At 56.6% G+C, this 14,148-nt stretch carries 12 protein-coding genes; 5 read left to right on the forward strand and 7 right to left on the reverse strand.

What is annotated here, in order from left to right; translation table 11 throughout:
- Nucleotides 1-173: 173 nt before the first annotated feature.
- The 5 genes from ACU6TU_RS00815 to ACU6TU_RS00835 all read right to left on the reverse strand — a co-directional run bounded on the left by ACU6TU_RS00815 (nucleotide 174) and on the right by ACU6TU_RS00835 (nucleotide 7,591).
- Nucleotides 174-1,175: a cytochrome d ubiquinol oxidase subunit II gene (locus tag ACU6TU_RS00815; RefSeq protein WP_447142715.1), complete on the reverse strand. Its 1,002-nt coding sequence runs from the start codon at nucleotides 1,173-1,175 to the stop codon at nucleotides 174-176.
- Nucleotides 1,172-2,593 carry a cytochrome ubiquinol oxidase subunit I gene (locus ACU6TU_RS00820; protein WP_447142716.1) on the reverse strand — a complete coding sequence of 474 codons (1,422 nt, stop codon included), beginning with the start codon at nucleotides 2,591-2,593 and terminating at the stop codon, nucleotides 1,172-1,174. Before ACU6TU_RS00820 ends, ACU6TU_RS00815 begins: the two co-directional genes overlap by 4 nt.
- Before the next feature lie 156 nt (nucleotides 2,594-2,749).
- Nucleotides 2,750-4,459, reverse strand: coding sequence for a thiol reductant ABC exporter subunit CydC (gene cydC, locus ACU6TU_RS00825; protein ID WP_447142717.1), 1,710 nt, complete (start codon nucleotides 4,457-4,459; stop codon nucleotides 2,750-2,752).
- Nucleotides 4,446-6,137, reverse strand: coding sequence for a thiol reductant ABC exporter subunit CydD (cydD, locus tag ACU6TU_RS00830; protein WP_447142718.1), 1,692 nt, complete (start codon nucleotides 6,135-6,137; stop codon nucleotides 4,446-4,448). The genes cydC and cydD overlap by 14 nt, the downstream gene beginning before the upstream one ends.
- A gap of 125 nt (nucleotides 6,138-6,262) precedes the next feature.
- Complete coding sequence (locus ACU6TU_RS00835) at nucleotides 6,263-7,591, reverse strand: sensor domain-containing diguanylate cyclase (protein ID WP_447142719.1); 1,329 nt, start codon at nucleotides 7,589-7,591, stop codon at nucleotides 6,263-6,265.
- A gap of 251 nt (nucleotides 7,592-7,842) precedes the next feature.
- On the opposite strand from ACU6TU_RS00835, the gene ACU6TU_RS00840 reads away from it, so the two are divergent.
- A complete protein-coding gene (locus ACU6TU_RS00840) occupies nucleotides 7,843-8,406 on the forward strand; it encodes a YgjV family protein (protein WP_447142720.1) in 564 nt (187 codons plus the stop codon).
- Between the two features lie 94 nt (nucleotides 8,407-8,500).
- Nucleotides 8,501-8,794 carry a hypothetical protein gene (locus ACU6TU_RS00845; protein ID WP_447142721.1) on the forward strand — a complete coding sequence of 98 codons (294 nt, stop codon included), beginning with the start codon at nucleotides 8,501-8,503 and terminating at the stop codon, nucleotides 8,792-8,794.
- A 100-nt stretch (nucleotides 8,795-8,894) separates the two neighbouring features.
- Here ACU6TU_RS00845 and ACU6TU_RS00850 read toward each other — a convergent pair whose 3' ends face one another.
- The gene (locus ACU6TU_RS00850; protein WP_447142722.1) at nucleotides 8,895-9,464 is read right to left on the reverse strand and encodes a gamma-glutamylcyclotransferase; all 570 of its coding nucleotides are present in this window, start codon (nucleotides 9,462-9,464) and stop codon (nucleotides 8,895-8,897) included.
- A gap of 60 nt (nucleotides 9,465-9,524) precedes the next feature.
- On the opposite strand from ACU6TU_RS00850, the gene ACU6TU_RS00855 reads away from it, so the two are divergent.
- On the forward strand, nucleotides 9,525-10,436 hold the full coding sequence (locus tag ACU6TU_RS00855; protein ID WP_447142723.1) for a histone deacetylase family protein: 912 nt from the start codon (nucleotides 9,525-9,527) through the stop codon (nucleotides 10,434-10,436).
- Between the two features lie 71 nt (nucleotides 10,437-10,507).
- Nucleotides 10,508-11,347: a sirohydrochlorin chelatase gene (locus tag ACU6TU_RS00860; RefSeq protein ID WP_447142724.1), complete on the forward strand. Its 840-nt coding sequence runs from the start codon at nucleotides 10,508-10,510 to the stop codon at nucleotides 11,345-11,347.
- Nucleotides 11,348-11,467: 120 nt separating this feature from the next.
- Here ACU6TU_RS00860 and ACU6TU_RS00865 read toward each other — a convergent pair whose 3' ends face one another.
- Entirely contained in the window at nucleotides 11,468-12,061 is a 594-nt protein-coding gene (locus tag ACU6TU_RS00865; RefSeq protein WP_447142725.1) for a cell division protein ZipA C-terminal FtsZ-binding domain-containing protein, read from the reverse strand.
- Nucleotides 12,062-12,392: 331 nt separating this feature from the next.
- Between ACU6TU_RS00865 and ACU6TU_RS00870 the strand changes: the two genes are divergently transcribed.
- On the forward strand, nucleotides 12,393-14,129 hold the full coding sequence (locus tag ACU6TU_RS00870; RefSeq protein ID WP_447142726.1) for a methyl-accepting chemotaxis protein: 1,737 nt from the start codon (nucleotides 12,393-12,395) through the stop codon (nucleotides 14,127-14,129).
- Nucleotides 14,130-14,148: the final 19 nt, after the last annotated feature.

The following is a 14,148-nucleotide window of genomic DNA, read 5'->3' on the forward strand; positions in this document are numbered from 1 at the left end:
ATTTATATTATAATCTTAGCTCTTTTTATTATATAAACAAGCGCTGCAAGTTTATCGAGTGGATAGTGTCAGGTTATAAGCGGGGTTTTTGGTGGGGGCGGAGCCAAAAAAGGGCGCCACGAGGGCGCCCAAAACTGACGTTTCCGCCAGATAGGAGAATTAACAACGGCAGATCAATGGTAGCCTTCACCCACTTTGACCTTGCCGCGGAATACCCAGTAGGACCAGGCGGTATAAGCCAGCACGATGGGAATGACGAACAGCATGCCAATCAGCAGAAACAGCTGCGATTCAGGCGCGGACGACGCATCCCAGATGGTGTAGTTGGGCGGCACAATCACCGGCCACTTGCTGGCAATCAGACCCAGATACGTGAAGATGAACAGCCCCAGCGCCATCACAAATGGCAGCCCCTCTTTCTGGCGCTTGACGGCGCGATACAGCACGGCCGAACACACCAATGCCAGAATCGGGAAGATCCAGATCAAATGGAGCTGGCTGAGCCAGCGTTCACGCACTTCAAGGCTGACCAGCGGTGTCCACAGGCTGACGATGCCGAAGACAACCAGCACGGCAAACAATAGCGTTGGTGTAATGCGGTAGGCCCACTGCTGGACGTGCCCTTCAGATTTGAGAATCAGCCAGGTAGCGCCCAACAGTGCATATCCGGCCATCAGGCCGAGTCCGGTCAGGACGGTAAAGGGTGTCAACCAGTCCAGGGCACCGCCGACATAAACAAAGTCTTCAACAGCAAAGCCCTGAATATAAGCGCCCACCACGGCACCCTGTGCGAAGGTAGCAACCGCAGACCCCCAGCAGAATGCGCGGTTCCACCAGTGGCGATTCTTGGATGATTTGAAGCGGAACTCGAACGAGATGCCGCGAAAAATCAGCCCTGCCAGCATCAGAAAGACCCCGATGTACAGCGCGGGAAGAAAAACAGAATAGACCAGCGGGAAAGCGCCGAGCAGCCCGGCACCCCCCAATACCAGCCAGGTTTCGTTGCCGTCCCAGACGGGTGCCACGGAATTCATCATGACATCGCGGGATTCTTCGTCCGGGGCGAAGGGGTAGAGAATCCCCAAGCCCAGGTCGAAGCCATCCATAATGACGTACATGATGACACCAAAACCGATGATACCTGCCCAGATAAGGGCTAAATCAAGGTTAATCATGCGTTTGCTCCTTCAGTGGCGTTGTCCATATCGTCATCGAACGGCGTATGGGCGGCGGAGAACGGGCGCTTCGGACGTTCGACTTCGCCGCTGACTTCTGCCGGTTTTTCCAGCATGCCCTGGCGTACGACACGGGTCAGATAATAGATCCCGACCATAAAGACCACGCTATATACCGCGACATAGCCGATCAGCGTAAACAGCGCCATACCACCGGTCAGAGACGGTGTCAGCCCTTCGGCGTGAGTCATCACACCGTAGACTAACCAGGGTGCCCGGCCGGCTTCCGTCACGATCCAGCCAGCAAGTACCGCAATGAAAGGCGAGGCAATCATGCCGACCAGTACTTTATGGTAGAGCGGACTTTCGAACACCCGGCCACGGCGGCGCAGGAAGAGCCCGGCGAGCGCCACACCTATCATCAGAAAGCCCAGGGCAACCATGGTACGAAACGCCCAGAAGACGATAGCCACCGGTGGCTGTTCCTCTACCGGGACGGCACTGATACCAGGGACTTCACCGTCGGCACTGTGGGTCAGCACGATGCTGGCCATATTAGGAATGCCAATTTCAAACAGGTTGCTCTGGCTGTCCTTGTCAGGGATGGCAAACAGCAGTAGTGGCACATTGGTGCCGGTTTCCCAGTTCCCTTCCATGGCAGCGACCTTGGTTGGCTGGTGTTCCAGGGTATTAAGGCCGTGGAAATCGCCGACAACCGCCTGGGCAGGTGCCAGCAACAGCAGTAGCCACAGGCACATGGACAACGCTTTCTTGTTGGCTTCCACGTCGCGCTTGCGGAGCAGGAACCAGGCGCTGACGCCTGCCACCACGAAACCACCGGTCAGGAAGGAGGCCATTGCCATATGGGTAAAGCGGTACCAGAACGACGGGTTAAAGATGGCTTCCATCCAGGAAACGATATGGAAACGCCCATCAATCAGCTCGAACCCGGCTGGTGTATGCATCCAGCTGTTGGCAGACAAAATCCAGAACGAAGAAATGAACGTGCCCACCGCTACCATGATAGCGGCAAACAGATGGACGCCTTCAGGCACCTTGTGACGCCCGAACAGCAGCACGCCGAGGAAGGCCGCTTCCAGGAAGAACGCCGTGACGACCTCGTAGCTGAGCACGGGCCCCAGGAAGTTGGAGGTCGCCAGCGAGAAGTTGCTCCAGTTGGTCCCGAACTGGAATGACATCACGATGCCTGAGACCACGCCCATGCCGAAGACAACCGCAAACACCTTGGTCCAGAACAGTGCAAGCCGGTCCCAGGCGGGATTTTCCGTCTTGTAGAAAAGGCCGTGAAGTACGGCAATATAGGATGCCAGCCCGATGGTAAACACCGGAAAAATGGCATGAAAAGAAACCACAAAGGCAAACTGCAGCCTGGATAACAATAGCGGATCTAGGTCCATGATGACCTCCAGCTGTTTTCTAGGGAAAACCGATGCAATTATTTCTTTTTGGAATAAGTTTATTGCGTTAAATATATTTTAAAGTAAACCAAGACGCCTATCAGCGTTTAACCTGCGTTTTTGGCACGGCGTATTGTCGCAGTGCCGATGGTGAGTTCAGTTGGCCTCCAGCGTCAGGTGACGGGTAATGCGTGGTAAGTAAGGGCTATCGCCCAATGCAGAACGTTTCACACTGGTGTGTACCAGATAGATAACACTGCGGTGTTCCAGCCAGGTGTCCAGTTGCTGTGACAGCCGCGCTGCCGTTGCCTCGTCGACACCGGCAAAAGGCTCGTCCAGTAGGACCAGGTCGGGGTCACGCAGGTACAGCCGTGCCAATGCCACTCGTCGTGCCTGGCCACCCGACAGCTGACGACCCCCTTCACCAACACGCGTGCGCAGGCCATTGGGCAGCGTGTCAGCCCAGTCGGCGAGCTCGACGTGTTTCAGTGCCTGCCAGAGTGCGTCGTCATCTGCCTCGGGGCAGGCAATGCGCAGGTTCGCGGCCAGGCTGTTATCAAACAGTTCGCTATGCTGGGTCAGTACCGCTACCCGTTGGCGCAGTTCGCTTTCCGGCCACGCGGCCAGGTCGATGCCGCCTAGCGTGATGCTGCCCTCGCTGGGTGACAGTTGACGGCTGATCAAACCAGCCAGCGTGGATTTGCCTGAGCCGGATGTGCCCTCAACAGCCAGGCGTTCGCCGGGGCTGAGTGTCAATGACAAGGTATCTAGCGCTGGCAGCAGGGCGTTGGGGTAATAGACACTCACCGCGTCAAGCGTCAGCGTTCGGGCATGGTTTGGCTGAACCCTTGGTGTTGCCGGATAGCTCACCCGCTGGGCATTCAGTTGATTCAGCCGGGCAGCCGCGCCTTTGGTGGCACCCAACCAGGTAAAGGCGGCGGGCAGTGCACCAAGTGCTTCATTCATGGCCAGTACCGTCATGGGTAACATCACCATGACAGCACCACTGATGCTGCCTGATTGCCAGGCAAGCGCGGTCAGCCACAGCGTCATCAGGGTCGCCGCGCTGACCAGCCAGGCCTGCAGGGCATTACCCATGGCGGAAAAATGGCCCAACTGGCGCTGGCCGCGCTGCAGCTGCTGTTCAATCGTAATTAGCTTGTGACGATGATCCGCCAGCCCGTCGTAGGCTTCCAGTTCGGCAAGCCCCTGCAAATGCTCAATCGTACGGCTGCGCAGTGCTTCCAGCTGATGCACATGGCGTTCACTGGCTCTCATGCCGAGTCGCGCCTGCCCGAGTGTCAGCCATAACCAGCCAAGCAGAAGGAAAGCACCGAGCAGTAACCCGGGCTGTGGTACAAAAATCGCCACCCCGCCACTGAGCAGCAGAATCGCGAGCAGTGCTACGGAGGGCGGGGCCATCAGGCGTAAATAGAGGCTATCGAGGGTGTCGATATCCGCCGTCAGGCGGTTAAGCCAGTCACTGGCGCGGCGTTTTGCGAGGCTATGACCGTCCAGCTCAGACAGCACACCAAACAGTTGAGAGCGTAAGTCGGCCAGCAGGCGCAGCACGGTGTCGTGATTATAGATGCGCTCGATATAGCGGCTAACGGTCCGGCTGACGGCAAAAAAGCGAATGGCGCCGCCGGGGACGTAAACATCCAGGCTGGCAGCGATGCCTGCCGCCAACAATAAGCCAGTAATGCCGGTCGCGGTAATAAACCAACCGGAAACGGCCAGCAAACCAAGTGCAGAAAGCAGCGTCAGCAGCATCAGCAGGGCGCCCAGCCATAATCTGGCCCGGCGTCTGGATAGCGCACTCAGCCAGGGGCGTAGCGTGGTGATCAACCCTTCAGTTGGCGTCATGGCTGGCCTCCGTGGGGGTTGCCCGTTCGCTGAGTTTGCCCTGCTCGATATGCCAGTGACGGCTAGCCAGTGCCATCAGCGCTGGATGGTGGGTGGCAATCACCAGGGTGCGGCCCTCTTGATGCAGGGTTTCCAGCGCGCTCATCACCGCCTTTTCGGTGGCTTCATCCAGGCTGGCCGTAGGCTCATCCAGCAGCACTAATGGCGCTGCAGAGAGAAACACACGTGCCAGTGCCAGGCGCTGGGCCTGGCCGCCGGAAAGCCCCACGCCACGTTCGCTGATGGGCGTCTCGATGCCGTGGGGTAACTGGCGGATCAGGGAACTCAGGTGGGCTTTTTCCAGTGCTTCCCGCAGGGCATCATCGCTGGCCTGCGGCGCGGCGAGGCGCAGGTTATCTGCCAGGGTGCCCTGAATCAGTAACGGGCGCTGATCCATCCAGGCAAAGCGCAAGTCGTCGGAGGTGTATCGCTTGCCGTCTCCGGCATCCACAAAGCCGGCCAACAGCTGCAGTAACGTGGATTTGCCACTGCCGGACGGGCCGGTCAGTACAACGGTTTCACCGTGTTGCAGTGTGAGGGATAGCGGCCCGAGCACGACACCACGTTCAGGGTGGCTGACGCTGGCGTTTTCCAGGCTCAACAAGGCATGACGTGGCGGCGTTGGTGGTGTTGCTGCCATTTGCCGATTGGCGGGCGGTGCTTCATCCAGCACTTTGACCAGACTATCCGCAGCACCCAGTGCCGCCGCGCGGTCATGATAGTGCTGCGCCAGGCTGCGCAGTGGCTGAAAGAACTCAGGTGCCAGGAGCAGAATCAAGAGCCCACTGAACAGGGTGAGCTGATCCGACGGGCCGTAGTCAATATAGCCCAAAAGCCCAAAGCCAATGTAGATCGCGATAACGGCAATCGCCACGGAGGCAAAAAATTCCAGCAGAGCCGATGACAGAAACGCCAGACGTAACGTGCGCATGCTGCGTACGCGATAACCCTCAGACGCCAGATGGACACTTTCACGGGCACTGGCGGTCTGGCCAAACAGCTGAAGCGTGGTCAGGCTGCGTACGCGATCAATAAAGTGGCCGGAAAGGCGGGCAACGGCAGCAAACTGGTCGCGGTTAAGGCGCTCTGCCCCCATGCCGACCAGCGCCATAAACAGCGGAATTAACGGTGCGGAAAGTAACAGGAAAAGCGCGGCCAGCCAGTCAAGGCTCAGGGTGATCATCAGAATGCCCAGTGGCAACAGAAGGGCGAGCCACATCTGTACGCGAAAGCGGGCAAAGTAGCCGTCCAGTGCTTCAATCTGCTCAACCAGCTGGTACGCCAGCGATGCCGAATGGTAACTGGCCAGGCGCACGGGCCCTAAAGCAGCCAAATGGGATAAAAGCTCAGCGCGCAGCCGCTGGCGAATGTCCAGCGATGCCTGCTGGCTTAACCGTTCCTGCGCATAGGTCAATAAACCGCGTAGCGGCAGGATAAGTAGCCACAGCACAAAGAGCGATGTCAGGCTTTCCAATGGGCGTGAGGCAACCACCAGTGCGCTGACCAGCCAGGCAAACAGCAGCATCTGCCCCCAGGTAAGCATGCCCGCTAGCGTGCCACAGGCAACTGCAGCTGCCAGACGCCGCCGTTCGGTGGCTGCCAGCTGGGTGAGCAGTTGCTGTGCGCGATGCGCCGCCATAGTCATTCCTTTGTTGAATGTACAGGATGTGTACTAGTTTCAAAGGTTACGACGAAAGTGGAGGCTTACCAAGGGGAGTGCGGCAAAGCGACTCGTTTATTCAGGATAATGAAGGGTAATCCGTTTCAGCTATCGGCAAGCCTGTCATGGTTAACGAATGGTGGCGCTTCCACTACCTGATTGCGGCCTGAGAATTTGGCTTGATAAAGCGCATCATCCAGGCGTTTCAGGCAACTCCTTGAATCATCCGTCGGTTGAAGTGTGGTGACCCCAAGGCTGACGGTGAGCTGGTCAATGACTTCGAAACGGTAGCTTTCAATCATGCGTCGCAGACGTTCCGCCAGATGGCGAGCTTCGAGCATGTCAGTGTCAGGCAAAATGATCACAAACTCCTCGCCACCCCAACGGGCAAGCAGGTCGGGAACGCGCAGGTTGCTTTGGATAAGCTGTGTGAGGGTGACCAGCACGTCATCGCCGACATCGTGACCGTAGGTGTCATTGATTGGTTTAAAGTGGTCGATATCCAGCATGATCAGTGCGCTGACAACGCCGTTGCGGCGCCGACGTGCCAGCGTTTTTTCAATCTCTTCATCGAAGCGTTTGCGATTATAGGCACCTGTCAAGTGATCAGTGATGGCGTTGCGCGCCAGTTCAGCTTCCAGCTGCTTTTGTTCGGTAATGTCTTGAACGGTGCCGATCATGCGCTGAGCGCGCCCTTCATCGTTGAGTTCGACCAGGCCACGTTTATGTAGGGTACGTATTTTACCGTCCGGTCGGATAATACGGTGCATGATGTCGTAAGGTACGCCTTTCAGCGCGATATGAAACGCGTCCTGAACGTTGTCTCGGTCCTCGGGGTGGATCGTTTGCATAAACAGATCGTGGGTGATGGTTTCACCCTGTCGCCGACCAAACATCTCATAGATCTGCTCACACCAGCGGATCTCTCCTGTTACAAAATCCGAAACCCAGTTACCAAGCCGTGCAATGCGCTGTGCTTCCAGCAAATCCCGCTCGCGCTGAAGAAGAGCATTCTGCTGTGCTTCCCGCTCGCTGATATCGCGGATGGTCGCCTGTAACAGCGTTCCTTCTTCAGGAAGATCCAGTCGGTAAAGCATGATTTCTGCGCTGAAAATACGGCCGTTCAGGTCGCACAGACGCCATTCGAAGAAACACCGGCCATGGGTCAGGGTCTGCGCAATCAGCGCATTGCCCTGCTCCTGGCTGGAGGAACCATCCGGCTGAGTAGCGGGTGATAGGTGGGCAATATCAAGTGCCGTAGGGTCGCTGTCTGCGGGAATCGCGAACAGCGTAAAGGCGGCTGGATTGCAGTCGTCGATACGTCCATGCTTAAAAAATATAATAGCTTCACGAGATTGCAGAAAAGCTGCACGATAACGATGAAGTAGGGCGCTATCTGAAAGACAATGGACAGCGTCGTGTTGATTCTCCATTAGGTGTCCCTTTCGAGGAGTCCAAGCACATAACGAACAATACATAGCTAGCAATACATAACGAACCGCACATAACGGACATCGGGAGCATCATCAGTCATTGGCTGGATGCAACCTGGACAATACCGGTTTGATCAGAACGATTTTGTGCCAATTATAGTTTACTCTAACCGTTTATGTCGTCGTTTGTTATTGATTTGTTAAATTCTATCTGCATGTGAACGGGGCCATTCCAAGGAAGCGTGTGTCTGATGTTTGAAACCTTAACCCCTAGCCTGTTGGCGGGGCAGTTTTTTGGCCTGGTAGCGCTAGTCATCTGCCTGGTGGCTTTTGCCAGCAAGCAGGATGACCGCCTGATGATGCTGTTGATCTCGGCCAATGTGGCATTTGCTCTGCAGTTCATATTTTTTGCCAGCTGGACGGCGGCTGTACTGACGCTGTTGGTGATTGTCCGTATCGTCCTGGCGCGGCGCTTCGTCGGCAGCCATAAAGTGCTTGCCGCTGTGCTGGTGGCGAATTTTCTGGCGGCGGCACTCACCTGGCAGCATTGGGTCGATGTGTTCCCGCTGATCGCCGCTACGCTCGGGTCGTTGAGCATGTTTCTGTTACGCGGCGTTGCCATGCGAGTAGGGCTTGGGTTGGCGGCGTCCGCGTGGATGCTGAATAACCTTCTCATTGGCTCCATTGGCGGCTCGCTGGCGGAAGGACTGGTGGTGGTGACCAATGCGATTACCATCTGGCGCATGCTGCGAGTGCGGCGCAAATACCCGGAACTCTTCGATGCGAGCGTGGAAGAGACGACCGACCGCCATTAAAGATTGGCTGCCCGGTGCCAGATAGCGTTGCAGGCCGGGCCTGACCGTGATGTAGTTCACCGCTTATGCGACGGGGAAGGCAGGCGATTTAATCATGCAGACAAATGGATTTTTCGAAGGGGTCGGTGAGACCATCGGTGAGGTCATTCAAGCGCTGGTGACGGGGCTTCTGTCTTTGTCTGATGGCTCTCTTGGCGCGTTCGAAGGTTTTATCAACGGTCTGGCCGGTTCGTTGGGTATCAGCCCATCGTTTTTCAGCATTCTGATATTGGTGATTGGGTTGTGGATTCTCTGGGGTGGTGTTCGTGCGCTGCTAAGGGGTTCGCTACTCGGGGCGGTTGTGCGGATTGTGCTGGGGCTGCTGATTCTTTCCTGGTTATTGACGTAGCGGCGACGGCTTTCTTTGCGGATGTGCGGATGGTTTCGGGGATAATGGCCCAGCGGTTAGCCGCCGGGCCATTTTCAGCCCTTTCTTTTAAAACAGTTTTTCAGTTCTGTCTCGTATTGGTCAGTAAACGTTGCTCCAGCGCCATGATGTGGGGATCTTCCACGGCCATCTCACGCAATGCCTGGGCCAGATTCAGCAGGTAATCGCGGTTAGGGCCGCTAGGGCCGTGGGCACGATCAATCTGTGCTGCCATGGCATCCAGCGGTGTATCTCCCAAAAATGCAGGGTTTTCCGCCGTTGCCAGGTAGACCAGGCCAGACGCCTGCTCTCCATTGGTAAAATACAGGGTGATTTCTTCTCGCAGATAGCCGTTTTTTTCGCGGATATCCAACGGTTTCAGGGTTTCCCCGCTGACCCGGTAGGCCATGCCGTGGCAGAGCGCATCGGGCGACGCGATCAGGGTGGCCACTCGGCCGGGTGACTCTAGTGTGCCACGATGATCGTGTGAGCCTTGCCAAAAGCGCCGTTCCCAGCCCTTAATGGCGGCACGGCGACGCTCCAGGTAAGGAAAGTCCGCTTTCCATATCAAGGAGCCGTAGCCAAACAGCCAGACGGATTCCTCATCGCCAATCTGGTGGCGCTGCTGGTTGAGCGCGCTGGTATCCTGCATGCTGACACTCCTGTTATGTTTTCAAACTCCTGTGACGTTCTCAGACCGGGTATCTGACTTATGCCGTTAACCGTGGTACATCACCCGGGCTATACCATTGAGCTGCCTGCCAGCCACCCGTTCCCAATGATGAAGTTTCGCGTGCTTCGCGAACAGCTGGGAAACGCTGAGCTGGCGGTGCCGGTTAGCTGGCAACAGCCGGAGCCGATCAGTTTACAGGCTTTACGGCGGGTGCATCATAACGATTATATCAGTGCGCTGGTCAACGGGCAGCTGGCGCATGCCGCTCAACGGCGTAGTGGCTTCGTCTGGTCTGAGGCGCTGGTGGAGCGCGTCCGGCTGGAAACCGGCGGCACCTTGTTGACTGTCGAAGCCGCGCTGGCGGCAGGATTGGCGTGTAACTCAGCTGGTGGCACGCACCATGCCCATGCCGACGCGGCCAGCGGTTACTGTCTGATCAATGATCTGGCGGTGGCGGCGGCCCATGCCCTGGCCAAGGGTTGGGCCACGCGGGTGCTGATAGTTGATCTGGACGTGCATCAGGGTGATGGAACGGCACGGCTATTTGCCCATGAAGCGGGCGTGTTCACCTTTTCGATGCACGCCGGGCGCAATTTTCCCGCTCGCAAAGCGCGCAGCGATCTGGATGTGGCGCTGGAAAACGGCCTGGAAGACAGCGCCTATCTGAGTGAGCTTGACGCCCGTTTGCCGGGGCTTCTGGCGGCTTACCAGCCGGATCTGGTGCTTTATGATGCTGGAGTGGACGTTCATCGGGATGACCGACTGGGCTATCTGGCCTTGAGTGATGCCGGCCTGTATCAGCGCGATTATTATGTCCTGGCGGCCTGTCGCGAACGGGGAATTCCCGTGGCAGCTGTTATCGGTGGTGGTTATGACCGTGACATCAGTGCATTGGCCGCCCGTCATGCGCAGCTGCATCGCGCCGCCGCTGAGGTGTTGTCGATAACCTGATAGCCTTCCTGAACAGTGAAACTACGGTTATTCAGATCCATTTATATTCAGACCCACTATTGAGAATCACTATGCAGGCAATTTTTCTGGTCGATAATGGCTCCTTGCGTCCTGAAGCAACGCTGAATCTGCGCCGCGTGGCGGCATTGCTCAGCCAGCGCTTTGGCCAACACGTGCAGGCTGCGTCGTTGCTGCATTCAAACAAGGTGCCCGCTGAAGCGCTGGGCGGTGAGCCGGCTGTTACGCTGGGCCCAGCCGTGGAAAAAGCCGCTGCCGCCGGGGCACGCGATATTGTGATTGTGCCGTTTTTTTTCGGCCCTAGCCGGGCATTAACGGATTATCTCCCTGAACGGATGGCCGCTGCCCAGGCGCTGTTTCCAGGGCTTGGTGTGCGGGTCGCCATGCCGTTAATGGATGAACTGGGTGAGGTGGATACGCGACTGGCCGAGGTGCTGGCAGACAACGTGCGTGAACGCATTGCCGCGCATCAAAAGCCTGGCGTGGTGTTGGTCGATCACGGTAGCCCGATACCTGAAGTGACGGCGGTTCGCCAACGTTTGGCCGGGCAGTTAAGTCTGCTGCTGGCTGACGAGGCGCGCTACGTCACATCCGCGTCCATGGAGCGGCGCGAAGGCGAGGCTTACCGTTTTAACGAGCCACTGCTGGAGACGCTGTTAGCTGACCCCGCACTACCAGAGGGCGACGTGGTGCTGGCCATGCTGTTTCTGTCGCCGGGTCGCCATGCTGGAGAAGGCGGTGATATTGCCACGATTAGCGCCTCCGCCGTACAGGCGCGGCCAGCGATGAATGTTGTTTCAACGCGCCTGGCGGGTGAGCATGACGGCATTGTGGCGATTCTCCAGTCACGCCTTGAAGCGGCACTGGCAGGACGGCTTCTGTTGCAATCCTGAGCCGTTGTTGCTCTCACGACTCACGACTTACCACTCACAATTCACAATTCACAACTCACCACTCACCACTCACCACTCACCACTCACGATTCACGGCTTAACCACTCACGGCTTCACGAATCAGCCAATAATTCTTTCATAGGTCGCCTCGGAGGCGGGTGCGCGGTCTGCATCCAGCATATTGCCGTCAAACAGGGCGTTGATTTCTTTGGCGATGTCCACATAAGCGATCATCTGCTGGTTGCGGCGCTTACGCAGCGGTGGCTTAACCAGCAGGCTGATACCGCGAATCGGCTGATGGACGTCGCCGCGAAGCAGGTCGGGCATCTCACCCGGCGGGAAGGCATTGGCAATCGTGATCGGACTTGATGGCTGCACGCCGTCGATATGAAACACTTTCTTGATAGGGTCGAAGCTCGCCTGTTTATCATTTAGCCATTCAGTCAGACGCTGGTCGGTGGCTTCGCTTGGCTGGGAAAAAATAACAAACAGTGAATGCTGGCTAACCTTGGGGGTCAGCTTTTTAGCCTCGTCGTGAGTTTCTGGCGCTGGCGCATGATTATCAACAGGAGGCTTTGATGAAGGCGCCTGTTCCTTACCTTTATCTTTCTTCCTGGCATGGCTGCGGGCCACTAGATAGATGAGCAGCGCGACGGCGACCAACCCGAGCAGAAACGAGCTGAAAGCCAGTACGGTGACCAACGAGTTGTCCATCCATGTCTCCTTGAAGCCAAATCGCTTACATGTGAATCATCAGATTACCAGCAGACTCTTTCAGGCAGCGCGTCAAAAAAGCCTCTAATGCAGTAGGGTTTTTCGCCTTAGCGCGGCCTCGCCATGCCGCAATGCATGCGCTTTTCGCTAAAAAAATGCTGATTGATGAGAAAAGTCATACCACCTTGATATGCATCAATGTGTGCGCTGATGCTTTCAGGCTTAAATGTGCAATATTGTTAACTATACTTGCTCGCTAATCTAGCCTGTTATGTCAGCAGGTTCGTTGGCCTGTTGGCCTGGCCCCCTGAGACTTCCGGAAGGAGCACGAATGCGCATTACAATAAAGGCGCGCTTGATCACCGTGATCAGCGTGATGTTGGTATTGATGCTGGTGGTTGGCGCCATGGGTTTTAGTGGAATGGTCTCATCCAATCGGGCGGTGGATACCCTTTATCAGGACAGCCTGCGCAACACGCAACGGATTACCGCACTTAATGAGTATGCCAAGGATATGGTGATGGAGCTGTCATTGTCGGGTCAGCATAATCCTGTGCTACCGGTAAGCTCCATGCATGACCACCCAGTGCAGATGCATATGGACAATATCGTCCAGAACCTGTCCAGAATTGATGCTACCTGGCACGAGCTGACCAATACCGAATTGCACGCATTGCCGCCTGAGGTTGAAGCGCTGGCTAACCGGTTCAACGATAATTATCGTGATCTGCTGGGAGCGGTTGCGCCCGTCATGCCGATGTACAGCATGGGTAACTTCGATCAGGCTGATGAAAAAGCCTTCACTGAAGCGTTACCGGCCTATCGCCGCATGAGTGCGACACTGACGCAGATGATTGAGCTGGAAGAACAGGCCGCTCAGGATCAGTATGAGGCAGCGCTTGCGCGCGCAGATTTCATGCGCAACCTGATGATTGGCGCGCTGATCATCGCTGTACTGCTTGGCGGCATGATGGGCTGGCTGCTGATTCAGCGCATTACCCGGCCTCTGGCAATGGCGCGCCATCATTTCCACACCATGGCAGAAGGGGATCTGACCCATACCATCAACTTTACCAATCGTGATGAAGTTGGCGATATGCTGATGGAACTGGATGATATGCAAACCAAGCTGCAGTCTCTGATTGGTGACATCCAGTCGTCGGCAGGTGCCATTTCAACGGCCTCTGCGCAGATTTCGACCGGCAATATCGACCTGTCCCAGCGCACTGAGCAGCAAGCTTCAAGCCTGCAGGAAACCGCTGCCAGCATGGAACAGGTGGCAGCAACGGTTAAAAACAACACTCAGCATACCGGCGAAGCGAACAAGTTGGCCCACACCGCCAGTCGTTCTGCCAGCTATGGTGGTGAGAAGGTCACCGAAGCCGTGGGCAAAATGCATGAGCTGACCGAGAGCTCGGAAAAAATCAGTGGGATTGTGACGCTGATTGACGGCATTGCCTTCCAGACCAATATTCTTGCCTTGAACGCCTCAGTCGAGGCAGCGCGGGCAGGTGAGCAGGGGCGCGGGTTTGCCGTAGTCGCTCAGGAAGTGCGCAGCCTGGCACAACGTTCAGCGGATGCTGCCAAGCAGATCCAGGCATTGATTGTTGAAAATAACGACGTGGTCAAGCAGGGCAGCTCGCTGGTGGAATCCGTGGGTGATTCGATGCAGCAGATCGTCACCAATATTGGCAAGGTGTCGGATCTGATGGAAGAAGTTAGCCGTGCCTCTGACGAACAGACCTCAGCCATTGATCAGATGAGTACCGCCATCAACCAGATGGATGACGTGACCCAGCAGAATGCGGCCCTGGTGGAAGAAACAGCCAATGCGTCGGCATCAATGGAAGAGCAGGCGCGTGACCTGGCGAATGCGGTCGCTTTCTTCAAAATTCGCCAGGGCGATGCCCGTTCGGCGTTGATGACACCGCCTGCCGCCAGTTCTGCGGAACGCCCCGCTCTACAGGGCCATAATACGGGTCGGCCAGTCACTGCCGCGCCATCTCCTCAACGCAGGCCAGCTGCAAAGCAGCCGCAGTACGAGGAAGCCGACTGGGAAACGTTCTGATTTTCCTGGACGGCTAAAC

This window comes from Halomonas sp. LS-001 (assembly GCF_052983955.1).